Consider the following 23,961-nt stretch of genomic DNA (forward strand, 5'->3'; position numbering starts at 1 on the left):
AAGAATTGCGGGATGGAGCAGCCGCACGACCTCACCGTGGAGGCCCCCCGCGCCTGGGACCGGCCCGCCGTCTCCGTTCCCGTCCTCGTCTGCCTCTCGCTCGTCGGTGGCCGGTTCGCGTCCTTCTCGACCGAGGCGAATCTGTTCACCCTCGGGACGGGTGGGGTGCTGATCTGGCTCGGTCTGAGCAACCGGGTGCCCCGCCGGCCGGCGCCGCGCCGGCTGGGCGCGGGAGCGGCCTGGTGGGCGGTGCCGGTGGTGGTCTTCGGGGTCTTCGAGGGCGTGACCTTCGTGCTCGCCGCCGGCGATGATTTCCCCACCTTCTCCCGGCTGGCCGATCCTCTCCTGGAGGATCAACTGACCAGGTCGGCAGCCTGGTTCGCCTGGTTGGCCGCCTTCTGGGGGCTGGTGCGGCGATGATGCGCGCGCTCGCGATCGGCGGCTTCCTCGCCGCGCTGATCCTCTTCGCGGTGGTCGAGTGGATGGCCCGGCGGGAGGGGTCGCGGATCCCCACCCTCGGCGAGGTCTGTGCCTACGTGATGCGCTACGAGGTCGGTTCGGTGCCGGTGGGCCGGATCGGTCTGTTCGGGTTCTGGTGGTGGCTGGGCTGGCACTTCCTGGCCCGCTGAGCCGGGTTGCCGACCGTCCAAATGGCGGGAACCGTAAGCAGTATGTGGACCTGAACGATAACTTGGGAGAAGGCCGGTGCCGCCTAGCGGTGCAGGTCATGGGCGGTGGTGCCACACCCCGCGCTGCCTCCCTCCAGGGTCGGATCGACCCGGGCTCACGCTGCCCAGTCGGCTGCTCCGGTAACCCCGGACCGCCGTGGGGCGCTCAGCAGGACCGCCCGTGAGGGCCGCCGCGTGTCGGCGGTCACGCCCTGGGAAGAGGAGCGCCACCATGCCGAACAAGCCCAAGCCCGAGACCACCACCGACGACGCCCGCGAGCAGGCCCGCCGCGCGCTGCAGACGTCGATGGACACCCGCCAGTGATCCGACGCCGCCGACGGTGATCCCTCGGATCGGTGCGGTCGGGCGATTCGGCCAGCTCCGGGCGCACCGGCGGAGGTAAGTAGTCGGCGGTATTGCGATCCTTACCGCAGCCGTGCCAGGATCGGCCGCGATGAGCCACACCGTCACCACCGCCCACCGACCCGCCTCGCCTCGGCGGATCGCCGCGCTCGCCCTGCCGGCCCTCGTGGTGCTCGCCGCCGAGCCGCTCTACGTGCTGGTCGACACCGCAGTGGTCGGTCACCTCGGCCGGGTGCCGCTCGCCGCGCTCGCCGTCGGCGGCACGGTCATGACGCTCACCGCCTGGGTGGGCACCGTGGTCGCCTACGGCACCACCGGACGCACGGCCCGCCGCTTCGGCGCGGGTGACCGGGCCGCCGCTGTCGCCGAGGGCGTCCAGTCGTCCTGGTTGGCGCTCGGTGTCGGTCTGCTGATCGCGATCGGCATGCAGCTTGGCGGGGGCGCGCTCGCCCGTACCCTCGCCGGTGGTGGTGGCGAGGTCGCCGACGCCGCCGCCCAGTGGTTGCGGATCGCGGCCCTCGGCGCTCCCGGCCTGCTCCTCGCCGCCGCCGGCAACGGCTGGCTGCGCGGCGTGCAGGACACTCGCCGCCCCCTGTTCTTCGTGCTCGGCCCCAACCTGCTCTCCGCGCTGCTCTGCCCGCTGCTGGTCTACCCCGGCGGGCTGGGTCTGGTCGGCTCGGCCGTGGCGAACGTCGTCGCGCAGACGCTCTGCGGAGTGCTCTTCGCCGCCGCCCTGGTCGGTGAACGGGTGTCGCTGCGCCCTCAACCCCGCGTGATCCGCCAGCAACTGGTGCTCAGCAGGGACCTGCTGATCCGTGGGCTGGCGTTCCAGGCCAGCTTCCTGTCCGCGACCGCCGTCGCCGCCCGCTTCGGCGCCGCCGCCGTCGGTGCCCACCAGATCGCCCTGCAACTCTGGTTCTTCACCGCGCTGGTCCTCGACGCCCTCGCCATCGCCGCGCAGTCCCTGGTCGGTGCCGCGCTCGGCGCCGGCGACGCCGCGGGTGCGCGGGCGCTCGCCCGCCGGGTCGGGCTGCTCGGCGGCGTCTGCGGCGTGGGCTTCGCGCTGCTCGTCGCCGCCGGCGCGGGCGTGGTGCCGTCGTGGTTCAGCTCCGATGCCGGGGTACGCGAGCAGGCCATGGTGGCCTGGCCGTGGTTCGTCGTCATGCTGCCGCTGGCCGGGGTGGTGTTCGCCCTCGACGGCGTGCTGATCGGTGCCGGCGACGTGCGTTACCTGCGCAACCTCACCATCGTGGCGGCGCTCGGCGGCTTCCTGCCGGCCATCTGGCTGGCGTATGCGCTCAATCTCGGGCTGGGCGGCATCTGGGCCGGGCTCACAGTGTTCGTGGTGATCCGGCTGGTCGCCCTGCTGCTGCGACTGCGCAACGGCAGGTGGGCGGTGACCGGCGCGGTCCGCTGACCGGTCGCCGGGACCCGCCGGTCAGCAGCGCGTGGTGGTCGGCGCGGGCGCGTCGAGGTCGAAGATGGTGCCCGGGTCGCCCGCGGGTATCCGGTCCCGGTGCACATCGGCGATCCAGAACTGCTCCTGCACCCAGCCCTCACGGAGCTGAGCGCAGTCCGCGTTCCAGGTCACGGCCTCCGCCGAGGTGATCCAGAGGCCGCGGGAGGAAGCCGGCACGTCGTCCGGGTGCGGCACCTGCCACACCACCCGGTCGCGTAGTGCCACCACTGTGGCGCCGGCGGGGGCCCGCAGGTCCACGTCGAACGGGTACGCCCAGACGAACTCCGTGGAAACCTCCAGCAGTCGCATGCCGTTCTGTGTGGTGGCCCGGTAACTGACCCGGCCGTCGGCGCGGACGCCGAACTCCCACTCCGACGGTGACGCCATCCTGGTGGCGTACCGCAGGAAGCTGCCGTTCGTGAAGTCGCCCCGGAGCCGTTCGCGAGCGTCCGGAGCGAGCAGCGCGAGGAACGGCTCCGGATCCCCGGAGAACATCGAGATGTCGACCCGGCCCTCGACCAGTGCCTTGCGCACCGACTCCAGCGCTGTCCGCACCTGGGTCGCGGTGAACGGCCCCGTGCCCTTGGCCGCCGGCATCCGCACGGCCTCCTCGGCGGGCGCGAAGGAGGCCGCCGGCGATCCGGCGAACAGGTCGCGTGGTTCGCCGACCCTGCTCACCGGCGGGGTGGGGGTCGGTGTGGGGCTCGCCGAGGCGGACGCGCGGACACCATCGGCGACCTGACCGACCAACACCACCCCGCCGACGACCATGAGCAGGGTCAGCACCAGGCCGAAGCCGAGCAGCAGGGCCCCGTCGTGCCGGGCCGAGAAGAAACGGACCCGGTCCCATCCGGTGGGCTGGTGCTCGGTCTGCGATGACCGCAGCCACTCCGGTAGCTGTACCGGGTTGACCTCCGCGACCGCAGCGGGCCGCGGTGGCGGGTCTACTGGCTCTTTCGGCGGGGTGTCCGCCATGGTTCCTCCGTCAGTATCCGCCGCTGGTGGCCAGCGCGAGCAGGTAGTAGGTGCCGGTCACCAAGGCGGTCCCGAGGGCGGCGGCCACGACGAACGACAGCACGGCGACGACGTTCGGGTGCGACTCGCTCCATCTGCTCCGGTCGCGCCAGTGCCACACCGCCCGGCGGGCGGCCCGTAGCGCCGGCCATGCCTCGATCAGGTCGTCGACGTAGCGTGCCGGGGTCCGCCGCTTCGGCGTCGGATGCCGCATCCAATCCGGAAGGTCGACCCGATCGCGGTGCTCGTGGCCCGGTGGTCGGTCGGTGGTCATCGGCGGTCCTGATCTCAAGGTGTTGGCGACGGGCGGGTGATCTTCGCATCCGGGGAGGTCGGCCGGCTGTCCCCAACTGACAAAATCCCAGATTGACGCCCCTTCCCGACAAACCGGCGCGGCCCTCGGCGCGGAGGCTGGGGTCACGCCGGGCGTGCCCACGCACGGCGGAGTACGGGCCATCTGGCAGGCTTGGCCGACGTGAGCACCGATGGTCTGATCGTGGTCGACAAGCCCGGCGGCATGACGTCGCACGACGTGGTGGCGCGCATCCGCCGACTGGCGAAGACCCGGAGGGTCGGGCACGGCGGCACCCTCGACCCGATGGCGACCGGCGTGCTGGTGATCGGTGTCGGCCGGGCCACCCGGCTGCTGACCTACGTGATCGGCGCGGGCAAGAGCTACACCGGCACGATCCGGCTCGGCCAGAGCACCGTCACCGACGACGCCGAGGGCGACGTGACCGCCACCGTGCCGGCCGGGCAGGTCACCGACGACGCGATCTCCTCGGCGCTGGCCGGGCTGAGCGGCGAGGTCGACCAGGTGCCGAGCGCGGTCAGCGCCATCAAGATCGACGGGCAGCGGGCGTACAAGCGGGTCCGCGACGGGGAGAGCGTCGAGCTGCCGGCGCGGCGGGTCACCATCTCCCGGTTGGAGGTGCTGGCGATCCGTCGCACCGAGCCGGACGTGGTGGACGTGGACGTGGACGTGACCTGCTCCTCCGGCACGTACATCCGGGCCATCGCCCGGGACGCCGGCCTGGCGCTCGGCGTCGGCGGGCACCTCACGGCACTGCGGCGCACCGCGGTGGGCGGCTTCACCCTCGCCGAGGCGGCGACCCTCGACGAGCTGGAACAGCGCGCCCCGGACGTGGTGAACCTGCCACTGGACGCGGCGGCCGACCGGTTCTTCGCGCGCCGGGAGGCCACGCCGGACGAGGCCCGGGTGCTCGCCCACGGTGGGCCGTTGGACCCGGCCGGCCTCTCCGGGCCGTACGCCGTCTTCGGGCCGGCCGGCGGCCTGATCGCTATCGTCAGCGAGCGGGACGGGCGGGCCCGCGCGGAGATCGTGCTCGCACCGGCCTGACAGCGCAGCGCAGGTCCGTCGGCCCGCAGCCGGCGGTGTCGACCCGCCGGCCGGCGGGACAGCAGAGAGGAACGGCATGCAGCGGTGGCGGGGCTACGACGCGGCGCCTGGCGGATGGGGACGCTCGGTGGTCACCATCGGCGTCTTCGACGGTGTGCACAAGGGGCACCAGGCGACCATCGGGCACGCCGTGGCCCGGGCCCGCGAGTTGGGCGTGCAGTCGGTGGTGGTCACCTTCGACCCGCACCCGGCCGAGGTGGTCCGCCCCGGTTCGCACCCGGCGGTGCTCACCGAGCCGGCCCGCAAGGCCGAGCTGATCGAGGCGCTCGGCGTGGACGTGCTCTGCGTGGTGCCGTTCACCCCGGAGTTCTCCCGGGTGCCGGCCGAACAGTTCGTGCACGACGTCCTGGTCGAGCACCTGCACGCCGCTTTGGTGGTGGTCGGCGGCAACTTCCGCTTCGGGCACCGGGCCGCCGGCGACGTGGCGTTGTTGGAACGGCTGGGTCAGACGTTCGGCTTCGGCGTGGAGGGCGCCCCGCTGGTCGCCGAGGCCGGCACCGTCTTCTCCTCCACGTACATCCGGTCCTGCGTCGACGCGGGTGACGTGGGCGCGGCGGCCGGCGCGCTGGGCCGCCCACACCGGGTGGAGGGCGTCGTGGTCCGCGGCGACCAGCGGGGCCGGGAGCTGGGCTTCCCCACCGCCAACCTGCTCTGCCACCGGTACGCGGCGGTGCCCGCCGACGGCGTGTACGCGGCCCGGCTGATCCGCCGCGGTCAGCACGAGCCGCTGCTGGCGGCGGTGTCCGTGGGTACCAACCCGACCTTCTCCGGCCGGGAGCGACGGGTGGAGGCGTACGCACTGGACTTCACCGGCGACCTGTACGGCGAGCGGCTGGCCCTGGACTTCGTGGCGCACCTGCGGGGCCAGATCCGGTACGACTCGATCGAGCCGTTGATCGCCCAGATGAATCAGGACGTCGAGCGCACCCGGCGCGTACTGGCCTGATCGTGCCGGGGTGCCGGGCCGCCACCGAGGCCCTTCGCCGGGTGTTACCGGCGAGTGCTGGTAGTCTTGCCGGGACGTCGGGTGACCGGCGTGGGGCCTCGCGTGCCTGCTCGACGCCGCGGGTGCGAGGTACCGGTCCGTTCCCGGTCCATCGGGACGACGGACACCCACTTGATCAACCCATCGAAACAGGGAGAACATGGCGCTCGATCAGGAAGCCAAGGCCAGCATCCGCGCGGAGTACGCGACCGCCGAGGGCGACACCGGTTCGCCGGAGGTCCAGGTAGCGGTCCTCACCAAGCGGATCGCCGAGCTGACCGAGCACCTGAAGGTGCACAAGCACGACCACCACAGCCGCCGTGGGCTGCTGCTGCTGGTCGGCCGTCGCCGTCGGTTGCTCAACTACGTCCAGAAGAAGGACATTGCCCGCTACCGGTCGCTCATCGAGCGGCTCGGTCTGCGCCGGTGACGTGACGGGGGAGTGGCCGCTCGGCTACTCCCCCGCACCGCGTCCCACCTGAAGAAACACGGGCCGCGCGACCACCCGAGAGGGAGCCGGTCAGCGTACCGGTCTCCGGTAGTGGCCCCCGGGAACCCGGCATCATGCCGGCCACCCGGGCGCTTCGATCGAAGACCGGCCGGCTGAGCAGCTCCCCGATGTCGTGGGCCCACGACGCGAAGGAGCACGACAGCACATGACCGAGACCAAACTCGGCACCGAATCCCGCACCGCCGTGATCGACAACGGGTCCTTCGGCACCCGCGAGATCACCTTCTCCACCGGTCGGCTGGCTCGCCAGGCCGCCGGTTCCGTCATCGCCCAGCTGGGCGAGACGGTTGTTCTCTCCGCCACGACCGCCGGTAAGCACCCGAAGGAGCAGTTCGACTTCTTCCCGCTGACCGTCGACGTCGAGGAGCGGATGTACGCCGCGGGCCGCATCCCCGGCTCGTTCTTCCGCCGTGAGGGTCGGCCCAGCGAGGACGCGATCCTCACCTGCCGGCTGATCGACCGGCCGCTGCGCCCGTCCTTCGTCAAGGGCCTGCGCAACGAGGTCCAGGTCGTCGAGACCATCCTCGCGCTCGACCCGCAGCACCCGTACGACGTCGTGGCGATCAACGCCGCCTCGATGTCGACCAAGCTCTCCGGCCTGCCGTTCTCCGGCCCGATCGGTGCGACCCGCGTCGCCCACATCGACGGCCAGTGGGTCGCCTTCCCGACCCTTGAGGAGCTGGCTCGCGCCACCTTCGACATGGTCGTGGCTGGCCGCACGCTCGAGGACGGCGACGTCGCGATCATGATGGTCGAGGCCGAGGCCACCCCGAACGCCGTCGCCCTCATCTCGGCCGGTGCCACCGCCCCGACCGAGGAGGTCGTCGCCAGCGGCCTGGAGGCCGCCAAGCCGGCGATCCGCGAGCTGTGCCGCGCGCAGAGCGAGCTGGCCGAGGTCGCCGCCAAGCCGGTCACCGAGTTCCCGGTCTTCCTGGACTACCAGGACGACATCTACGACGCCGTCGCCGAGTTCGCTCGCGGTGACGTGGCCGAGGCGATCACCATCGCCGGCAAGGCCGACCGCGAGGAGGCCCTGGACCGGGTCAAGGCTCGGGTCGCCGAGGAGCTGGGCGCTCGGTTCGAGGGTCGGGAGAAGGAGCTCAGCGCTGCCTTCCGGTCGCTGACCAAGTCCGAGGTGCGCAACCGCGTGCTGCGCGAGCAGGTCCGCATGGACGGGCGTGGCCCGCGCGACATACGGGCGCTGACCGCCGAGGTCGGCGTGCTGCCCCGGGTGCACGGTTCGGCGCTGTTCGAGCGGGGCGAGACCCAGATCCTGGGCGTCACCACGCTGAACATGCTCCGCATGGAGCAGATGGTGGACACGCTGTCCCCCGAGAACCGCAAGCGCTACATGCACAACTACAACTTCCCGCCGTACTCGACCGGTGAGACCGGCCGGGTCGGCTCGCCGAAGCGTCGCGAGATCGGCCACGGCGCCCTCGCCGAGCGCGCGCTGATCCCGGTGCTGCCGTCGCGCGAGGAGTTCCCGTACGCCATCCGGCAGGTGTCGGAGGCGCTCGGCTCCAACGGCTCCACCTCGATGGGTTCGGTCTGCGCGTCGACGCTGGGCCTGCTCTCCGCGGGTGTTCCGCTGAAGGCGCCGGTCGCCGGCATCGCGATGGGGCTCATCTCCGACGAGGTGGACGGCAAGACCCAGTACGTGACGCTGACCGACATCCTCGGTGCCGAGGACGCGTTCGGTGACATGGACTTCAAGGTCGCCGGCACGCCGGAGTTCGTCACCGCGCTCCAGCTCGACACCAAGCTCAACGGCATCCCGTCGGACGTGCTGGCCGCCGCGTTGCAGCAGGCGAACGAGGCCCGGCAGATCATCCTCGGCGTCATGAAGGCGGCGATCGAGGCTCCGGCCGAGATGTCCGACTACGCGCCGCGGGTCACCACCGTCAAGATCCCGGTGGACAAGATCGGCATGGTGATCGGCCCGAAGGGGCAGACCATCAACGCGATCCAGGACGAGACCGGCGCCGAGATCTCCATCGAGGACGACGGCACGATCTACGTCGGCGCCACCAACGGCCCGTCGGCCCAGGCGGCCGTCGACCGGATCAACGGCATCGCCAACCCGACGCTGCCGAAGCAGGGCGAGCGGTTCCTCGGCACTGTGGTCAAGACCGCCGCGTTCGGCGCGTTCATCTCGCTCCTGCCGGGCCGTGACGGCCTGCTGCACATCTCCAAGGTGGGCGACGGCAAGCGGGTCGAGCGCGTCGAGGACTTCCTCAACGTCGGTGACCGGGTCGAGGTCGAGATCGCGGACATCGACGCCCGCGGCAAGATCTACCTCGACAAGGTCCGCCCGGAGGGCACCGAGGCTCCGGCCGCCGGTGAGGCCGCCGCTGGCGACCGGCCGGCTGGTCGGGACCGGGGCGACCGGGCTCCGCGTGACCGTGGCGACCGCGAGCGTGGCGGCGACCGTGGCGGGCGTGGCCCGGAGCGCGGCGGCGAGGGTGGCGGCGGCGAGGGTGGCGAGGGCGGCGAGCGTCCGCGCCGTCGGACCCGGCACAGCTGACCGTCGCACAACGCATCACCCACCCCTCGTCGAACCGGGAGCAAGTCGTGAGTCGGGCCATCAGCGCGCCGTTTCCACCGGATCGACGGGGGGTGGCCCCCGGCTGGCGGGCCAGCCAAGCGAGTCGAGTTCGGGACACCGGGGCGGGCCGCTCCGGCGGCACCGCCCGCGCGGTGACCCGGACGCTCAGCGACGACCCGCTGGGCGGCACGGTACGTCGTACCGTGCTGCCCAGCGGCCTGCGCGTCCTCACCGAGGCGATCCCGGCGATGCGCAGCGTCTCGTTCGGCATCTGGGTGGCGGTCGGCTCGCGTGACGAGACCGGCCCGCAGGCCGGTGCCGCGCACTTCCTCGAACACCTGCTGTTCAAGGGCACCAACAAGCGCACCGCACTGGAGATCTCCTCGCAGATCGAGGCGGTGGGTGGCGAGACGAACGCCTTCACCACGAAGGAATACACCTGCTACTACGCCCGCGTGCTGGACGAGGACCTGCCGCTGGCGATCGACGTGATGTGCGACCTGGTAGCGGACTCGCTGTTGGAGCCGGCCGACGTCGAGACCGAGCGTGGCGTGATCCTGGAGGAGATCGCCATGCACGACGACGAGCCGGGTGACGAGGTGCACGACCTCTTCGTCCAGGCCGTCTACGGCGATCACCCGCTGGGCCGGCTGATCTCCGGCACCGCGGAGACCGTCACCCCGATGACCAGGCGGCAGATCCAGACCTTCTACCGGGGTCGCTACACCGCGCCGCAGATCGTCATCGCCGCCGCCGGCAACCTCGACCACGCCGCTGTGGTCAAGATGGTCCGTCAGGCCGTGCGCGGAACCCCGCTGGACAGCGACCCGGCCAGCCCGGCGCCGCACCGCGCGGCGACCCCGGCGGTACGCACCAAGCCGGCGACCACGGTGGTGGAGCCGAAGGAGACCGAGCAGGCACACGTCATCCTCGGCTGCCCCGGCATCGACCGGCTCGACGATCGGCGGTTCGCCCTCGGGGTGCTCAACAACGTGCTCGGCGGTGGCATGTCCAGCCGCCTGTTCCAGGAGATCCGCGAGCAGCGTGGCCTCGCGTACTCGGTGTACTCCTACGCCAGCCAGTACGCCGACACCGGCCTGTTCGCCGTCTACGCCGGCTGCGCGCCGGGCAAGGTGGACGAGGTGCTGGCCCTGACCCGCGCCGAGTTGGCCCGGGTGGCCGCCGACGGCTTGACCGAGGCCGAGGTGGCCCGGGGCAAGGGGATGAGCAAGGGCTCGTTCGTGCTCGGCCTGGAGGACACCGGTTCCCGGATGAGCCGCCTGGCCAAGGGTGAGCTGCTCTACGGCGACCTGATGCCTGTCGACGAGCTGCTCCGCCGGGTCGACGAGGTCACCGTGGAGGACGTGAACGTGCTCGCCGCCGAGCTGCTCAGCCGGCCGATGTCGTTGGCCGTGGTAGGCCCCTTCGGTGCGGGCGACTTCGCGGTCTGAATCCTTCCGCCGTCGCGCGGGCTGAATCCTTCCGTCCCCAGCGCGGCCCGAGTCCTTCTGCCGCAGCGCGGTGAGGCCCTTTCGGGCGTGGCATCCCGGCGGGTGGATGCCCCGGATCCGGCCGGAAGGGCCCGTCCCGATTGGGATAGGTTGTGCCCCGTGACTGACGAGCAGGAGAAGACCCCCGCCGGGCTGGTGCGGGTCGGCGTGTTCGGTGCCCGTGGCCGGATGGGCATCGAGGTCTGCAAGGCGGTCGACGCCGCCGACGACCTCGCCCTGGTGGCGTCGATCGACCAGGGTGACGACCGCTCCGCCGTCTCCACCGCCGAGGTGGTCGTCGACTTCACCACGCCGGACGTCGTCATGGACAACCTCCAGTGGTGCATCGAGCAGGGCATCAGCGCGGTGGTCGGCACGACCGGCTTCACCGAGCAGCGGCTGGAGCAGGTGCGCGGCTGGCTGGCCGACAGGCCCGAGGTGGGCGTGGTCATCGCCCCGAACTTCGGTATCGGCGCGGTGCTGATGATGCAGTTCGCCGCGCGGGCCGCCCGACACTTCGAGTCCGTCGAGATCATCGAGCAGCATCACCCGCGCAAGCTGGACGCCCCGAGTGGCACCGCCACCCACACCGCCCGGCAGATCGCCCGTGCCCGCGCCGAGGCCGGCCTCGGCCCGGTGCCGGACGCCACGAAGGACGAGGTGCCGGGTGCGCGCGGCGCCGACATCGACGGGGTACGCGTCCACGCGGTGCGCGCCACCGGCCTGGTGGCCCACCAGGAGGTGCTGTTCGGCGGTACCGGCGAGACGCTGACCATCCGGCACGACTCGTACGACCGGGTGTCGTTCATGCCGGGTGTGCTGCTGGCCGTCCGCGCGGTGCGCAACCGCCCCGGCCTCACCGTCGGCCTGGACGCCCTGCTCGACTGAGCTCAGACCTTCCCGCTCCCTCGTTCCTGGCGCAGATCTTGGACAGTTACCGTCACGCGCTGACGGAAACTGTCCAAGATCTCTGCACGCGGACCGGGTAGCATCCGCCGATGATTGATGGTGGACACCTGGACCGGCGCGGGCGGCGAGTGACGCTGCGGCCGGTAGACGACGACAACTGGCGTGCGGTGGCCGACGTCGCCCCGCGCGACGACCAGCGCCGCTTCGTGGCCGCGCTGGGCGCGCGCTATCTGCTGCTGAGCACCCGCTCCGAGGTGTGGAACTCGCTCGCGGTGTACGCCGACGAGACCGTCGTCGGTCACGTCATGTGGGGCGTGGACGACGACGGCTCGCACTGGATCGGCGGCATGCTGATCGACGCCGCCGAGCAGGGCCGGGGCGTCGGCAGGGCCACCGTGCAGACCCTCGCTCCCTGGCTGGCGGCCCGAGAGGGCAACCCCCCGGTCCGCCTCTCGTACCACCCCGACAACACCCAGGCTGCCGCCCTCTACGAGTCCCTGGGCTTCCACCCGACAGGCGCGGTCGACGACGAAGAGCTGATCGCCGAACGAACCCCCTGACGGCGGGCCTGGGCCGGCGTCGATCATGGAGTTGTGGTGCCCCACAAAAGGGGCGTACACGGAGCTGTCGCCCACCACAACTCCATGATCGACCCGCGGGGGGTGGGGAGGGGTCGGGTGGGGACGGGTTAGGCGGGGTGGGTTGGGGTTTTTGGGCGGCGTTGGGTAGGGAGAGTTGGGGTTGGGGTTGGGGTTGGGGTTGGGGTTGGGGTTAGCGGGGTGGGGAGGTTGGTGACTGTGGCTTCGCCGGTACGGTCGACAGACACGTGTACCGGGGTGTTGGCCACGCGGAGGCCGTCGACCGCCACGGCACCCAACTCTGCTCCCGCCAGGGGTGCCAGTCGGACCGTGCCGCCCGGCACGTCCGGGTAGAGCCCCGCGGCGGCCTGGAGCAGCAGCACCGCACCCGTAGCGGCCCACGCCTGCGGTCGGCACGCGGCCGGGTACGGCACCGGCCGGTTCAGCAGTGAGCGGTCGTCGCCGCCGTACAGCTCCGGCATCCGGTAGTCGAACGCCTCGGCCGCGCTGAGCAGCCCCTCGGTCAGGCCGAGCGCGGCCTCCCGGTGCCCCGCGCGGGCCAGCCCGCCGAGCACGATGGCTGTGTCGTGGGTCCAGATCGAGCCACAGTGGTACGACAGTGGGCTGAAGCCGGCGTCGTCGCTGGACATGGTCCGCAGCCCGAACCCGGCGGCCATGGTGTCCGTGGTGAGCAGGTGCGCGACCTGGGCTTCCTCGTCCCGGTCGAGCAGGCCGGTGCCGAGCAGGTGGCCGATGTTGCTGGTCAGCGAGTCGACCGGGCGCTTGTCGCGGTCGAGGGCGAGCGCCGGCTGCGGGCCGTGGCGGCCGTCGACCCAGAAGCTCCTGCGGAACCGGCCGACAAGCGCGGCGGCGTGCTCGCGCCAGCGGTCGGCGTCCGGTCGGCCGAAGGCGTCCAGGAGGGCGGCTCCGTTCACGGCCGCCTCGTGCGCGTAACCCTGTACCTCGGCCAGCACGATCGGCGCGGTGGCCAGGGTGCCGTCGCGGAATCGGACGGCGTCACCGGAGTCCTTCCAACCCTGGTTGGACAGCCCGTGTCCGGTGGTGTCGACGTACTCGACCAGGCCGTCGCCGTCCGGGTCGGCGTGCTCGCCGAGCCAGCGCAGAGCCGCCTCCAGGTGCGGCAGCAGGGGCTCGACCTGCTCGGCGGGCATGCCCCAGCGCCACGCGTCGTGCAGCAGGTTGACCCAGAGCATCGTGGCGTCGACGGTGCCGTAGTACGCCGGCGGAAGGCGCAGGCCGTTGCCGGGCACGGTGAACTCGTGTCGGCGCAGCTCGTGCAGGATCTTGCCGGGGGCTTCGCCGGTCGCCGTGTCGAGCCGGGTGCCCTGCCGGCGGGCGAGTACGCGCAGGGTGCCGGCGGCCAGGTCGGTGCCGAGCGGCAGCATCATCCGGGCGGCCCAGAGGCTGTCCCGGCCGAACAGGGTGAGGAACCAGGGCACGCCGGCGGCGAGGAACACGTCCCCGGGTGCGCCGGTCTCGGCCAGTCGGAGGCCGCGCAGATCGTCGAGGCTGCGGTCCAGCAGTCGGACGAGGCGGCGGTCGTCGGCGGTCACCTCGGGTCGGGACCACTCTGGCTCGCCGGCTGGGCCGACGACGACGGCGCGCGGGTCCTCGACGGTCAACTGCCAGCGCAGCACGGTCTCGCCGCCGGGAGGCAGGTGAACCGGCCACGCCAGTCGTGGCGCGGTCGCACGCTCGGCGTCGGCCAGCACGTCCGCGCCGGACGCGGTGACGGTGACTGTGATTCCCGCTCCCGACCAGGTGAGCACGCCCGGCTGGCCGGTCTTGGCCTCCAGCGCGGCGGCGGCGCTACCGGACTTGACGGCCTCGATGGGTGCGAGGTCGCAGCCGAGGTCGACGGTGACGGTGGCGTTTACGTCGACAGTGGCGGTGGAGACGACCCGCAGCTCCTCGGTGAGGCCGTTGCGGGTGGCCCGGCGCAGGCGGTCGACGCGGACCGTCGGGTCGGGGGTGGGGTCGCCGAGCCAGCGGGCCAGGCCGACGAAGCGTGCACCGTGTGGGCCGTCGTCGCCGCGGGTCAGCCCCTCGAGTTCCCGTTCGTCGACCCGCAGCTCGGCGCGGGAGAGCACCCGGGCGTCGGCGTGGAAGACGCCCTGGACGCCGGTCGGGCGGATCTGCCCGGTCGCGTCCCCCAGCGCGCTGGTCGGGGCGAAGACCACCCCTACCAACTCGTGCAGGAGGGGTTGCAGCTGGCGTTCGATCACGGTGTGGCTCCAGATCCTCGGGGTGCGGGGCGGCCATCTTGACAACGCGCCCCTGGCGGTGCAAAGTGCGAAACATTCCAGAAACTTGAACGATCCAATCCTGCCTTATCCAAATTGGATCGTTCAAGATGGCGAGAGGGATTAAGTGGCCGAAAAGGTGACCATCGCGACGGTGGCCCGGCACGCCCGAGTCAGCCGGCAGACCGTGTCCAACGTCCTCAACAGCCCGCACATCGTGCGGCAGGAGACCCGTCAGCGGGTCCAGGACGCGATCAACGCGCTCGGCTACCGGGCCAACCAGGCCGCCCGACAGATGCGTACCGGCCGGTCCCGCCTCATCGCCGCCCGCATCGACCCGACCCGCGACGGCATCAACGGCTCCGTGCTCGACCGCTTCCTGCACGGCCTCACCGAGACCGCCGACGCCGCCGGCTACCGGGTGCTGCTCTACACCGCCACCGACGACGAACGGGAGATCGCCACCTACGGCGACCTGCTCGGCACCTACGAGTTGGACGCGTTCGTGCTGGTGGGCACCAAGTACGGCGACCCGCGTACCGAATGGCTCGCCGACCGGGACGTACCGTTCGTGACCTTCGGCCGCCCGTGGGACGCGCTCGACGCGCACCCCTGGGTGGACGTGGACGGCGCCGCCGGCACCGCCCAGGCCACCCGGCGCCTGCTGGACGCCGGCCACCGGCGGATCGCCTTCATCGGCTGGCCCGACGGCTCCGGCGTCGGCGACGACCGGAGGGCCGGCTGGCGCGACGCGCTGCGCGAAGCCGGCGTCGACCCGACCGGGCTGCACCGGGAGACCGAGGACGGCATCGCCGAGGGGGAGCGGCTGATGCGTGACCTGCTCGTCGCCGTGGCGCCGAGCGCCGTGGTCTGCGCCAGCGACTCACTCGCCCTCGGTGCGCTCCAGGCGATCCGCGGCGTCGACCCGCAGGTGTCGGTGATCGGCTTCGACGACACGCCGGTGGCCGCCGCGGTCGGGCTGACGAGCGTCAGCCAACCGCTCGGCGACGCCGCCGCCCGCTGCGTGGACCTGCTCACCGGGGTCCTCGACGGCGACCACGAGACCCCTACCCCCGTGCTGCTCCAGCCCTCGCTGGCGCTGCGGCACACCGCGTAGTCCCACACCCCCCACCAGGAGAAACCATGGCACCCCGAACAATCACCCGGGCAGCGGTGGCCGGCCTCGCCGCCGTCGCCCTCCTCGGCTCCGCCGCCTGCGGCAGCGGCTTCGACGACTCCTCCGGCGACACCGCCCAGTCCAGCGGGCCGGCCAGCCTGCAGATCCTGATCGGCTCGTCCGGCGAGGCCGAGACCAAGGCGGTGCAGGACGCCGCCGCGAAGTGGGCCGGCAGCTCCGGCAACACCGCGACTGTCACCCCGGCGCAGGACCTCACCCAGCAGCTCGGTCAGGCTCTCGCCGGCGGCACCCCGCCGGACGTCTTCTACGTGGACGCGGCCCAGTTCGCCAACTACGCGAGCGTCGGCGCCCTTGAGCCGTACGGCGACAAGGTCAGCAACCCGGGCGACTTCTACGAGAGCCTGCGCACCGCCTTCACGTACGACGGCAAGCTCTACTGCGCGCCGAAGGACTTCTCGACCCTGGCCCTCCAGATCAACACTGACCTCTGGACCAGGGCCGGGCTGACCGACGCCGACGTGCCGACGACCTGGGACCAGCTCACCGCGGTCGCCCAGAAGATCAAGGCGAAGGGGCAGGTCCCGCTGGCCATCGGTGACACCCGGGACCGGATCGGCGCCTTCATGGTGCAGAACGGTGGCTGGCTGACCAGCAAGGACGGCAAGCAGCCCACGGCGGACACCCCGGAGAACCTGGCCGCCCTCCAGTACGTGAAGACCATGCTCACCACCGGTCTGGCCAAGTACCCGAAGCAGCTCGACGCCGGCTGGTCCGGTGAGGCGTTCGGCAAGGGCAAGGCCGTGATGACCATCGAGGGCAACTGGATCAAGGGTGCCCTGCAGAACGACTTCCCGAACGTGAAGTACAAGGTCGTGGCGCTGCCGGCCGGCCCCAAGGGGCAGGGCACCCTCTCCTTCACCCAGTGCTGGGGTGTTGCCGCCAAGAGCAAGCACAAGGACCAGGCGATCAAGTTCGTCGAGGCGATGACCAGCGGCGAGCAGCAGATGACCTTCGCCAAGGCGTTCGGCGTCATGCCGTCCCGGCAGTCGGCGGGCGAGCAGTACACCGCCGCCTTCCCGGCCGACAAGGTGTTCATCGACGGCGCCGCGTACGCCCAGGGCCCGGTGAACGCCCCGAAGATGGACAGCGTCCTCAAGGACCTCGACACCGGTCTGCAGGGGCTGACCAACGGCGACCCGAAGACCATCCTGCAGAACTTCGACAAGAACGCCAAGGCGGCGCTCGGCGGCAGCTGAGGTGACGGCGGGGGCCCCGGGGGATCACCGGGGCCCCCGCCGCACGTCGGCCGGAGAGAGGGAGGGAGGGAGGGAAGATGGCAACCGAGACACTGACCGCCGCGGCGACCGCGCCCGAGTCGGGCCCCCGCCGACGCAGGGGCGGCATCCGCAGCAACGAGAACCTCGCCGGCTGGCTCTTCGTCGCGCCGGTGATCGTCATTCTGGGGCTGTTCCTGCTGCTGCCGATCCTGATGGCGCTCTGGGTCAGCCTCACCGACTGGAACGGCCAGGGCAGCCCGTTCACCGGCGACGTCCCGTTCGTCGGCGGCCACAACTACACCCAGTTGTTCACCGAGGACGGGCTGGCCCGCCGCGACTTCATGACGAGCATCCGCAACAACATCTACTACGTGGCGATCGTGGTGCCGGCGCAGACAGTGCTCGCGCTCGGGCTGGCGTTGGTCGTCAACAACCGGATGCTCAAGGGCAAGAGCTTCTTCCGCAGCGCCTTCTACTTCCCCTCGGTCACCAGTTCGGTCGCGATCAGCGTGGTGTTCCTGTTCCTCTTCGCCAACTCCGGCGCGGTCAACGCGCTGCTCGGCTTCTTCGGCATCGACGGCCCGGAGTGGTTCGCCGACTCCCGGGGCGTGCTGCACCTGCTGTTCGGCGCGGTCGGCGTGGAGTCGCCACCGGCGGCACTGACCGACGGCGGCCCGTTCGGGCTGACCTGGTGGGACTGGTTGGCCGGCCCGAGCGTGGCAATGATGTCGATCATCACGTTGGTCGTCTGGACCACGTCCGGCACCTTCATGCTGATGTTCCTCGCCGGGCTGCAGAACGTGCCGGTCACGCTTGACGAGGCCAGCACCCTCGACGGCGCGTCCCGGTGGCAGCGCTTCCGGTACGTCACCCTGCCGATGATCAGACCCACCACCTTCCTGGTGCTCACCCTCGGCATGATCGGCTCCTGGCAGGTCTTCGACCAGGTGTACGTGATGAGCCAGGGCGACCCGGCCAAGACCACGCTCACCCCGGCGTACCTGTCGTACCGGACCGCCTTCCGGGACTTCGACTACGGCTCCGGCGCGGCGATCTCGTTCGTCCTGTTCCTGATCATCATCGTGCTCACCCTGATCCAGCGCCGGGCGCTGGCCGAGCGGGACACCGACCGGCCGCGACGCGGCTGGCGGCGTCGACGCGTACCGGAGAGGTCCTGAGATGGCAGTGCTCACCGACCGCCCGGCGGCGGCGCCCGCGCGGCGACACCAGCGCGCGGCCCGCACCCTCGCCACCCGCTTCCTGGGGTACGCCACACTCGTCTTCTTCGGGCTGGTGTTCCTCTACCCGTTCGTCATCCAGCTCGGCAACTCGCTCAAGACCGAGCCCGACGCGGCGGCGAACCCGCTGTCACCGTTCCCGGACCCGCTCACACTTGCCGGCTTCGAACGGATCTTTGCCGGCACCAACTTCCCGCTGTGGCTGGGCAACTCGCTGCTGGTGACGGTGCTGGTCACCCTCGGCCGGGTGTTCTTCGACTCGCTCGCCGGGTACGCGCTGGCCCGGCTGCGGTTCGCCGGCCGTGGCGGGCTGTTCGCCGCAGTCATCGCGGTGATGGCGGTGCCCGGGGTGGTGCTGCTCATCCCGAAGTTCCTGGTGCTCAACCAGCTCGGCCTCTACAACAGCTACGCCGGCCTGGTGGTGCCGCTGCTGGCCGACGCGGCGGGCGTGTTCATCATGAAACAGTTCTTCGAGTCGATCCCGGTGAGTGTCGAGGAGGCCGCCCGGATCGACGGGGCGAGCATCTTCCGTACCTTCTGGTCGGTGGTGCTGCCGATGGCGAAACCGGCGCTGATCACCCTGACCATCCTGTCGTTCCAGGGCTCCTGGAACGAGTTCCCACACAGCCTGGTGTCGGTGCAGGACCCGGACCTGTTCACCCTGCCGCGCGGACTGGCCGACCTGGTCAGCGGCTCCCTCGGCAAGGGCACCCAGTACCCGCTCAAGCTCGGCGCCGCGCTACTGGCCACCATCCCGGTGGCGATCATCTTCGTGGTGTTCCAGCGGTACTTCGTCCGCGACGCCAACGACGGCTCCGACAAGGGCTGACCCGGTTCGGTACGGCGGCCCCGACCGTGGGGCCGCCGCTTCGGTCACTCGACCTTGTCGGCCGGAACGGCCACGTGCAGGCGCACCTGAGGCACCAGCATGTCGTCGACGTCAAGCGCCCGGGCCGCGCCGTCGGGCTCCCAGCCGGTGCTGGTGAGGAACTTCCGGGTCGCCTCGTCACCGTCGAACGCCCAGGCCACCGCCCGACTCATGCCGTCCTCCCGCCACAGGTCGACGGCGGCGGCGAGCAGCCGACTGCCGTGCCCGCGCCGACCCCATCGCGGCTCCACCAGGAGGTCGGTCACCGCGGCCACATCCGAGCCGAGCGCGTCGGCCGGCTCACCGGGGGCGAGAGCCTCGCCGTCGGCCGGGCCGGACGCGGCGAACCCCACCAGATACGATTGCTCGGCCTGTTCGACGGCGACCAGCACCCGGTGCGCGCCCGAGGGCGGCTCCAGCACGGCGGCGCTCCACCGCCGGGCGAGGAACGCCTCGTCCAGGTTGTCGAGCACATGCCGAGGCAGGATCCGGCGGTACGCGACCCGCCAGGTCGCGAGCTGGATGCGTGCGATCTCGCCGGCGTCCTCGGGACGCGCCGGGCGGACGTACCCGAGAGCCATGGGACGGAAGCCTACGCAGGGCGGGGGAGACGACGGTGGCGCAGGGTGCCAACAGGACGACCGCGCAGGTCGTCGGGGTGGTGGTGCTCGCCGCGGCGGTCACCGGGTTCCTCGCCGTCGCTGCCGTGCGGCACGGCTTCTTCGACCTGAAGGTCTACTACGGCGCGTTGACGTGGTGGGTGCACGACGGCGGAGAGATCTACGACTACCTCAAGCCGAACACGCAGTACGGCTTCACCTACCCGCCGTTCGCCGCCCTGGTCATGCTGCCGATGGCGTACCTGCCGTGGACGGCCGCGATTGTGGTGAGCGTCCTCGCCAGCGTGGCCACCACCACGGTGCTGATCTGGTGGCTCGTCGACCCGATCGCCCGCCGCGCCGGGTGGACCCGGTGGTTCGCCCTCGCCGTGGCGCTGTGCCTGGCCGCCGCGTTCGAACCAATGCGGGAGACCGTCAACTTCGGCCAGGTCAACACGCTGCTGCTCTTCCTGGTGGCGGTGGACCTGCTGCGGCTGATGCCGGCCGGCAACCGGTGGACCGGGGTGGGCATCGGCCTCGCCACGGCGATCAAACTGACCCCCGGCGTGTTCATCGTCTACCTGCTGGTGACCGGGCGGTGGCGGGCGGCGCTCACCGCCAGCGGCACCGCCGCCGGGGTGTCGTTGCTGGCCGCCGCGCTCTTCCCGGACGCGTCCCGGGAGTTCTGGACCGAGGCCCTGTGGAACACCGGACGAGTGGGCGAGTTGGCCTTCGTCTCCAACCAGTCGCTGCGCGGGGTGGTCGCCCGGCTCGACCCGGAGCACCCGAGCACAGTGCTGTGGCTGCTGCTGGTGCTCGGCACCCTGGCGCTCTGGGCCTGGCGGTCCCGGGCCGCCGTCGCGGCCGGCGACGAGGCGACCGGCCTGGCGCTCACCGGCGCGGTGATGTGCCTGGTCAGCCCGGTCACCTGGGTGCACCATCTGGTCTGGCTGCTGCCCGCGTTGATCCTGCTCGTCGACAACGCGATGGCCGCGCCGGCCGGCCGCCGACGGCGGGTCCTGCTGGTCGCCGCGACCATCGGGTACGCGCTGCTGATCAGCCGTACCGTCTGGGTGTGGGAAAAGGACTTCACCGGCGTCGACGGCTTCCTGGGCAGCAACGCCTACGTGTGGATCAGTCTCGCGCTGTTGGCCTTCCTGCCGATCCGCCGGTGGCTGACCCCGAACGGGTCAACCGTCGAGGCGTCCGGCGTACCGCAGCTCGACCAGCCCGACCGGCGGGCCCCCACCGGCCAGCGGCACCTGGTAGGTCGACCGCTCACCGTCCGGTGACAGGCCGGCGCGTTCGCAGAACCGCCGGGCACGTAGGTTGTCCGCCAGCACCCACGCCCGGTAGTCGGCCCAGCCCCGCTCGGTGAGCCCGCATTGGGCGGCGTCCAGCAACGCCGCCGCGGTCCCGTCACCCCAGTGGGCCGGCTCCACGTAGAGCGCCACCACCTCGCCGACCGTCGGGTCCAGGTCGTCCCGTTCCTGGTTGCGGCGGTACGGCCCGAAGGTGGTGAAGCCCACCACCGCCCCGTCCATCTCGCCGAGCAGGGTGATGAACGGGTGTTCCGGGTCGGCGGTGCCGACGTCGCGACGACGCTGCGCCCAGGCCACCACGTTGAGCCGCCCGAGCACCTCGTCCGGCATGAAGCCGGCGTAGCCCGCCTGCCAGCCGTGCACGTGTACCCGGGCGACCGCCTCGGCGTCGTCCGGCTCCTCCCGACGGATGGTCAGCATTGCACCGTTCTATGCCCCGTTGGTCGTCACGTCCAGCTTCCCGCACCGACGTCGTACCGATGAATTAAGGTCGCCGACGATGACCGCGCCGGAATCACTCTCTCTCGCCCAGGCCCGCCGTGTGGCGCTCGCCGCCCAGGGCTTCGCCGACCCGGCGCCGACGGGCATGCCCACCCGCCGGCACCTGCGTCGCGTGCTGGGCCGGGTCGGGCTGATCCAGATGGACTCGGTCAACGTGCTGCAACGCGCGCACTACCTGCCGCTCTACAGCCGGCTCGGGCCCTATCCGACCACGTTGCTCGACCAGGCCGCCTACCGACGCCCGCGTGACCTGTTCGAATACTGGGGCCATGAGGCGTCGCTGGTCCCGGTGGAGCTGCACCCGATGCTGCGCTGGCGAATGGCCCGGGCGCACAGCGAATCCTGGGGCGGCATGCGGCGGATCGCCCAGGAGCAGCCGGAGCTGGTCGCCTGGGTCCGCGACGAGGTGGCCGCCCGGGGGCCGCTGACCGCTGCCGAGATCGAGCACGACGCCCCCCGCGAGACCGGCAACTGGGGGTGGAACTGGTCGGCGGTCAAGCGCGCGTTGGAGTTCCTGTTCTGGGCCGGCGAGGTGACCGCCGCCGAGCGCAGCACCTCCTTCGCCCGCCGCTACGACCTGCCCGAGCGGGTCCTGCCAGCGGCGGTGCTGGCCGCGCCCACCCCGACCGACGCCGAGGCGTACCGGACGCTGGTATCGCTCGCCGCGCGATCCCTCGGGATCGCCGCCGAGCCGGAGCTGCGCGACTACTTCCGGTTGCCGCTTGCCGGCGCCCGGCAGGCCGTCGCCGAACTGGCCGAGGCCGGGGAGCTGGTGCCGGTCACCGTGGCGGGCTGGCGACAGCCGGCGTGGCTGCACGCGTCCGCCCGGTTGCCGCGTTGGGTGCGGGGCAACACACTGGTCAGCCCCTTCGATCCGCTGATCTGGGAACGCGCCCGCACCGAGCGGCTGTTCGACTTCACCTACCGGATCGAGATCTACGTCCCGGCGCCACAGCGGGTCTACGGCTACTACGTGTTGCCGTTCCTGCAGGGCGACCGGTTCACCGCCCGGGTCGACCTGAAGGCCGACCGGAAGGCCGGGGTGCTGCTCGTGCCGGCCGCCTGGCTCGAACCCGGCGCCGACCCGGGGGAGACCGCCGTCGCGCTCGCCGCCGAGCTGTACCGCCTGGCTGGTTGGCTCGGCCTGGATGCGGTGGCCCCGCCAGCGGCCGGCGATCTGGCTGGTCCGCTCAGCGCCGCGTTGGCCGGCGTGTCCGGTGTACCGTGAGCGCGTGACGAGCGCTCCCGGACCGGTCGACCAGCCGCACCCAGCCCCCAGCGCGGTCCACACGGTGCCGACCGACGGTGGCTCTGGTCCCGGCGGCTTCGGTCCCGGCGGCTTTGGTCCCGCTGGCTCTGGTCCCGGCGGCTTCGGTCCCGGCGGCTCGGGTCCGGAGGGTTGGCCGACCACCCCGCCAGGTGGCTACCCGGCACCTGAGCCGGACCGGCTCACCCGATTCGTGTTGCGGCTCTACGAACGCTCACCGCGCTGGGCAGTGCCGCTGGCCGCGGTCGGCTGCGTCGCGATCGGCATGAGCTACGCGCTGCTCAGCAACCCGACCTACGCCGACCCGGATGCCGCGCCAACCTGCCTGCTCAAGTTGACCACCGGGCTGGACTGCCCGGGCTGCGGTGGCACCCGAGCGCTCTGGTACGTGCTGCACGCCGACCTGCCGGCCGCCGCCCGGCACCACTTCCTGTTCGTCTTCGCGCTGCCGTTCCTCGCGTACCTCTTTGTGGCCTGGGCGGGAAACCAGGCGTTCGGTTGGCGACTACCCGAGCTGCGGATCAGCTCGAAGGTCATCGGCGGATTCCTGGCCGCGTGGCTGGCCTTCTCGGTGCTACGCAACCTGCCCTGGGCACCGTTCACCTCGCTCTACGTCTGACCGCGCTGCCACCGGCCGCGCTGCTACCGGCCGGGTTGCTCCGGCCGGGTTGCCACCGGCCGCGCTGCTGCCGCCCGCGGGGCTGCCGTCTGAGGCGCCAGTGCCCGATGGGCCGCCGCCCGACCTGCCGCCGCCCGATGGGCCGCCGCCCGATGGGCCGCCGCCCGATGGGCCGCCGCCCGGCGGGCCGGCGGGCGGGTGTGGCCGGCGGGCGGCTGCGGGCTCGGCCAGCATGCGTTGTCCTGGCGTCCTTTGGAGTTGACTCGTTTACGACATCACGGGTCTCCTCCTGCGCCGAACACCCATGATCGACTCGGCATTCAGGAAACTGGGCGATCCGCCTGACCCGGATACCCCGACTTCCGGGAACCCGAGTCGATCACCCTAGTCGGCACCCGTATATCCGCGTCCGTGGCGCACGGCAGCCGATGCGCCTCGCCCCAAGATCGCGCTCGATCCTGGATGTAGTGGGGTCGGGCGTGACAGATGCCACTACATCCAGGATGTTGCGCGATCTTGCGAGCGGAAGCCGCTGCCGAACTGCTCAACTTGTTCGGGTCGCTTGGGCGCCTGAGCGGCGCTCGGGTCTCGGTCGTCGGCTTGGTCGGCCCATCCATCCGCCGGGGCTGATGTCGCCAACGATTCAGCTCCAAAGGACGCCGACGGAACCGTCCGCTCGGGTCTCGACGACGATGCTCCCGCTCCCGCTCCCGGCCCTGGCTCCGGCTCCGGCCCCGGCCACCGGCCCCGGCCACCGGCCCCGGCCACCGGCCCCGGCCACCGGCCCCGGCCACCGGCCCCGGCCACCGGCCCCGGCCACCGGCCCCGGCCACCGGCCCCGGCCACCGGCCCCGGCCACCGGCCCCGGCCACCGGCCCCGGCCACCGGCCCCGGCCACCGGCCCCGGCCACCGGCCCCGGCC

The 23,961-nt window shown here is 71.9% G+C and carries 22 protein-coding genes; 17 read left to right on the forward strand and 5 right to left on the reverse strand.

Translation table 11 applies throughout. The annotated features are described in order from the left end of the window. The first annotated feature begins 12 nt into the window (after window positions 1–12). The 3 genes from ACLQ3F_RS01310 (at window position 13) to ACLQ3F_RS01320 (ending at window position 2,449) form a co-directional block, all read left to right on the forward strand. A complete protein-coding gene (locus ACLQ3F_RS01310; RefSeq protein WP_210784728.1) occupies window positions 13–420 on the forward strand; it encodes a hypothetical protein in 408 nt (135 codons plus the stop codon). Next, window positions 420–629 carry a DUF6186 family protein gene (locus ACLQ3F_RS01315; RefSeq protein ID WP_181548655.1) on the forward strand — a complete coding sequence of 70 codons (210 nt, stop codon included), beginning with the start codon at window positions 420–422 and terminating at the stop codon, window positions 627–629. The genes ACLQ3F_RS01310 and ACLQ3F_RS01315 overlap by 1 nt, the downstream gene beginning before the upstream one ends. 494 nt (window positions 630–1,123) lie before the next feature. Next, a complete protein-coding gene (locus tag ACLQ3F_RS01320; protein WP_425845241.1) occupies window positions 1,124–2,449 on the forward strand; it encodes an MATE family efflux transporter in 1,326 nt (441 codons plus the stop codon). Window positions 2,450–2,470: 21 nt separating this feature from the next. On the opposite strand, the gene ACLQ3F_RS01325 is transcribed toward ACLQ3F_RS01320, so the two are convergent. Both ACLQ3F_RS01325 and ACLQ3F_RS01330 read right to left on the reverse strand, forming a co-directional pair. Beyond that, the gene (locus tag ACLQ3F_RS01325) at window positions 2,471–3,466 is read right to left on the reverse strand and encodes a hypothetical protein (protein WP_425845243.1); all 996 of its coding nucleotides are present in this window, start codon (window positions 3,464–3,466) and stop codon (window positions 2,471–2,473) included. A 10-nt stretch (window positions 3,467–3,476) separates the two neighbouring features. After that, window positions 3,477–3,779, reverse strand: coding sequence for a hypothetical protein (locus tag ACLQ3F_RS01330; protein ID WP_425845245.1), 303 nt, complete (start codon window positions 3,777–3,779; stop codon window positions 3,477–3,479). Window positions 3,780–3,980: 201 nt separating this feature from the next. Between ACLQ3F_RS01330 and truB the strand changes: the two genes are divergently transcribed. The 7 genes from truB to ACLQ3F_RS01365 all read left to right on the forward strand — a co-directional run bounded on the left by truB (window position 3,981) and on the right by ACLQ3F_RS01365 (window position 11,928). After that, entirely contained in the window at window positions 3,981–4,865 is an 885-nt protein-coding gene (gene truB, locus ACLQ3F_RS01335; protein ID WP_425845247.1) for a tRNA pseudouridine(55) synthase TruB, read from the forward strand. A 76-nt stretch (window positions 4,866–4,941) separates the two neighbouring features. Continuing rightward, complete coding sequence (locus ACLQ3F_RS01340) at window positions 4,942–5,871, forward strand: bifunctional riboflavin kinase/FAD synthetase (RefSeq protein WP_355009561.1); 930 nt, start codon at window positions 4,942–4,944, stop codon at window positions 5,869–5,871. Window positions 5,872–6,070: 199 nt separating this feature from the next. Beyond that, a complete protein-coding gene (gene rpsO / locus ACLQ3F_RS01345) occupies window positions 6,071–6,340 on the forward strand; it encodes a 30S ribosomal protein S15 (RefSeq protein ID WP_030337594.1) in 270 nt (89 codons plus the stop codon). A gap of 226 nt (window positions 6,341–6,566) precedes the next feature. Then, window positions 6,567–8,948, forward strand: a complete 2,382-nt coding sequence (locus ACLQ3F_RS01350) for a polyribonucleotide nucleotidyltransferase (RefSeq protein ID WP_357208165.1) — start codon at window positions 6,567–6,569, stop codon at window positions 8,946–8,948. A gap of 47 nt (window positions 8,949–8,995) precedes the next feature. Then, complete coding sequence (locus tag ACLQ3F_RS01355) at window positions 8,996–10,420, forward strand: M16 family metallopeptidase (RefSeq protein ID WP_425845251.1); 1,425 nt, start codon at window positions 8,996–8,998, stop codon at window positions 10,418–10,420. 159 nt (window positions 10,421–10,579) lie between these two features. After that, entirely contained in the window at window positions 10,580–11,347 is a 768-nt protein-coding gene (dapB, locus tag ACLQ3F_RS01360; protein WP_357208471.1) for a 4-hydroxy-tetrahydrodipicolinate reductase, read from the forward strand. Between the two features lie 110 nt (window positions 11,348–11,457). After that, entirely contained in the window at window positions 11,458–11,928 is a 471-nt protein-coding gene (locus ACLQ3F_RS01365) for a GNAT family N-acetyltransferase (RefSeq protein ID WP_425845255.1), read from the forward strand. Between the two features lie 128 nt (window positions 11,929–12,056). On the opposite strand, the gene ACLQ3F_RS01370 is transcribed toward ACLQ3F_RS01365, so the two are convergent. Beyond that, a complete protein-coding gene (locus tag ACLQ3F_RS01370) occupies window positions 12,057–14,192 on the reverse strand; it encodes a glycogen debranching N-terminal domain-containing protein (RefSeq protein WP_425845257.1) in 2,136 nt (711 codons plus the stop codon). Window positions 14,193–14,337: 145 nt separating this feature from the next. Between ACLQ3F_RS01370 and ACLQ3F_RS01375 the strand changes: the two genes are divergently transcribed. The 4 genes from ACLQ3F_RS01375 to ACLQ3F_RS01390 all read left to right on the forward strand — a co-directional run bounded on the left by ACLQ3F_RS01375 (window position 14,338) and on the right by ACLQ3F_RS01390 (window position 18,692). Then, window positions 14,338–15,327, forward strand: coding sequence for a LacI family DNA-binding transcriptional regulator (locus tag ACLQ3F_RS01375; RefSeq protein WP_425845259.1), 990 nt, complete (start codon window positions 14,338–14,340; stop codon window positions 15,325–15,327). A 26-nt stretch (window positions 15,328–15,353) separates the two neighbouring features. Beyond that, the gene (locus ACLQ3F_RS01380) at window positions 15,354–16,604 is read left to right on the forward strand and encodes a sugar ABC transporter substrate-binding protein (protein WP_425845262.1); all 1,251 of its coding nucleotides are present in this window, start codon (window positions 15,354–15,356) and stop codon (window positions 16,602–16,604) included. Window positions 16,605–16,681: 77 nt separating this feature from the next. Then, window positions 16,682–17,803 (forward strand): carbohydrate ABC transporter permease, encoded by a 1,122-nt coding sequence (locus ACLQ3F_RS01385; RefSeq protein ID WP_425845264.1) that lies wholly within the window; start codon window positions 16,682–16,684, stop codon window positions 17,801–17,803. A gap of 1 nt (window position 17,804) precedes the next feature. Continuing rightward, window positions 17,805–18,692, forward strand: coding sequence for a carbohydrate ABC transporter permease (locus ACLQ3F_RS01390; RefSeq protein WP_357195253.1), 888 nt, complete (start codon window positions 17,805–17,807; stop codon window positions 18,690–18,692). A 44-nt stretch (window positions 18,693–18,736) separates the two neighbouring features. Here ACLQ3F_RS01390 and ACLQ3F_RS01395 read toward each other — a convergent pair whose 3' ends face one another. Continuing rightward, window positions 18,737–19,312, reverse strand: coding sequence for a GNAT family N-acetyltransferase (locus tag ACLQ3F_RS01395; protein WP_425845267.1), 576 nt, complete (start codon window positions 19,310–19,312; stop codon window positions 18,737–18,739). Between the two features lie 35 nt (window positions 19,313–19,347). Here ACLQ3F_RS01395 and ACLQ3F_RS01400 point away from each other — a divergent pair, with 35 nt between their 5' ends. Then, the gene (locus tag ACLQ3F_RS01400) at window positions 19,348–20,622 is read left to right on the forward strand and encodes a glycosyltransferase 87 family protein (protein WP_357261255.1); all 1,275 of its coding nucleotides are present in this window, start codon (window positions 19,348–19,350) and stop codon (window positions 20,620–20,622) included. Here ACLQ3F_RS01400 and ACLQ3F_RS01405 read toward each other — a convergent pair. Further along, window positions 20,521–21,072 (reverse strand): GNAT family N-acetyltransferase, encoded by a 552-nt coding sequence (locus tag ACLQ3F_RS01405; protein ID WP_425845271.1) that lies wholly within the window; start codon window positions 21,070–21,072, stop codon window positions 20,521–20,523. The two genes, ACLQ3F_RS01400 and ACLQ3F_RS01405, sit on opposite strands and share 102 nt — an antisense overlap. A gap of 79 nt (window positions 21,073–21,151) precedes the next feature. Between ACLQ3F_RS01405 and ACLQ3F_RS01410 the strand changes: the two genes are divergently transcribed. Continuing rightward, the gene (locus ACLQ3F_RS01410) at window positions 21,152–22,381 is read left to right on the forward strand and encodes a winged helix-turn-helix domain-containing protein (protein ID WP_425845273.1); all 1,230 of its coding nucleotides are present in this window, start codon (window positions 21,152–21,154) and stop codon (window positions 22,379–22,381) included. Between the two features lie 4 nt (window positions 22,382–22,385). Then, a complete protein-coding gene (locus ACLQ3F_RS01415) occupies window positions 22,386–23,039 on the forward strand; it encodes a DUF2752 domain-containing protein (protein ID WP_425845275.1) in 654 nt (217 codons plus the stop codon). The last annotated feature ends 922 nt before the right edge of the window (window positions 23,040–23,961 follow it).

The sequence above is a fragment of the Micromonospora sp. DT15 genome, assembly GCF_049841475.1.
Classification (GTDB): domain Bacteria; phylum Actinomycetota; class Actinomycetes; order Mycobacteriales; family Micromonosporaceae; genus Micromonospora.

Bases quoted from the DNA above. Each gene is read 5' to 3' on its own strand.
- ACLQ3F_RS01310 (WP_210784728.1), top strand. From the start codon at position 13: ATGGAGCAGCCGCACGACCTCACCGTGGAGGCCCCCCGCGCCTGGGAC.
- ACLQ3F_RS01315 (WP_181548655.1), top strand. From the start codon at position 420: ATGCGCGCGCTCGCGATCGGCGGCTTCCTCGCCGCGCTGATCCTCTTC.
- ACLQ3F_RS01320 (WP_425845241.1), top strand. From the start codon at position 1,124: ATGAGCCACACCGTCACCACCGCCCACCGACCCGCCTCGCCTCGGCGG.
- ACLQ3F_RS01325 (WP_425845243.1), bottom strand. From the start codon at position 3,466: ATGGCGGACACCCCGCCGAAAGAGCCAGTAGACCCGCCACCGCGGCCC.
- ACLQ3F_RS01330 (WP_425845245.1), bottom strand. From the start codon at position 3,779: ATGACCACCGACCGACCACCGGGCCACGAGCACCGCGATCGGGTCGAC.
- ACLQ3F_RS01340 (WP_355009561.1), top strand. From the start codon at position 4,942: ATGCAGCGGTGGCGGGGCTACGACGCGGCGCCTGGCGGATGGGGACGC.
- rpsO (WP_030337594.1), top strand. From the start codon at position 6,071: ATGGCGCTCGATCAGGAAGCCAAGGCCAGCATCCGCGCGGAGTACGCG.
- ACLQ3F_RS01350 (WP_357208165.1), top strand. From the start codon at position 6,567: ATGACCGAGACCAAACTCGGCACCGAATCCCGCACCGCCGTGATCGAC.
- ACLQ3F_RS01365 (WP_425845255.1), top strand. From the start codon at position 11,458: ATGATTGATGGTGGACACCTGGACCGGCGCGGGCGGCGAGTGACGCTG.
- ACLQ3F_RS01380 (WP_425845262.1), top strand. From the start codon at position 15,354: ATGGCACCCCGAACAATCACCCGGGCAGCGGTGGCCGGCCTCGCCGCC.
- ACLQ3F_RS01385 (WP_425845264.1), top strand. From the start codon at position 16,682: ATGGCAACCGAGACACTGACCGCCGCGGCGACCGCGCCCGAGTCGGGC.
- ACLQ3F_RS01390 (WP_357195253.1), top strand. From the start codon at position 17,805: ATGGCAGTGCTCACCGACCGCCCGGCGGCGGCGCCCGCGCGGCGACAC.
- ACLQ3F_RS01395 (WP_425845267.1), bottom strand. From the start codon at position 19,312: ATGGCTCTCGGGTACGTCCGCCCGGCGCGTCCCGAGGACGCCGGCGAG.
- ACLQ3F_RS01405 (WP_425845271.1), bottom strand. From the start codon at position 21,072: ATGCTGACCATCCGTCGGGAGGAGCCGGACGACGCCGAGGCGGTCGCC.
- ACLQ3F_RS01410 (WP_425845273.1), top strand. From the start codon at position 21,152: ATGACCGCGCCGGAATCACTCTCTCTCGCCCAGGCCCGCCGTGTGGCG.